Genomic DNA, 534 nt, shown 5'->3' with positions numbered 1-534 from the left:
GACGAGGGCGATCAGTGCCTGCTTGGCCGAGGCGCGCATCCGGGCGTCGAGCCACACCAGCGGCCGGTCGTCGGCCATGCTCAGCGAGTCGCGCAGGGCGGCGTCGTCGTAGCGGGGGGCGCCGTCGAAGTGGTTGACCGCGACGGTGTACGGCAGGCCCGCGGTCTCCAGCAGGTCGATCGCGTCGAAGCTGTCGGCGATCCGCCGGGTGTCGACCAGGACCAGGCCGCCCAGGGCCCCCTCCATCAGGGAGCGGACCATGCGGTGGAAGCGCGGCTGGCCGGGGGCGCCGAACAGGTACAGCACGATGTCGTCGGCCAGGGTGATGCGGCCGAAGTCCATGGCGACCGTGGTGGTGTCCTTGCCCTTCAGGCCGCCGAGGTCGTCGACGAGCTCCCCGGCGCGGGTCATCCGCTCCTCGGTGCGCATGGGGCGGATCTCCGAGACGGTGCCCACGAAGGTGGTCTTGCCGACCGCGAACGGGCCGAGGACGAGCACCTTCACCGAGCGGGCTCTGGCCGGCACGTAGCGGCG

1 protein-coding gene is annotated in these 534 nt (G+C 72.3%); it reads right to left on the bottom strand.

The genetic code is table 11. The features are described from left to right. Positions 1-525 (bottom strand): GTP-binding protein (locus tag ABD823_RS34520; RefSeq protein ID WP_344867177.1); only part of this gene is annotated, 525 nt, incomplete at its 3' end. Between the last annotated feature and the right edge of the window lie 9 nt (positions 526-534).

This window comes from Planomonospora alba (assembly GCF_039534085.1).
Classification (GTDB): Bacteria; Actinomycetota; Actinomycetes; order Streptosporangiales; family Streptosporangiaceae; genus Planomonospora_B; species Planomonospora_B alba.
The sequence above is the reverse complement of the archived record's forward strand: the minus strand, read 5'-3'. Positions and strand labels throughout refer to the sequence as shown.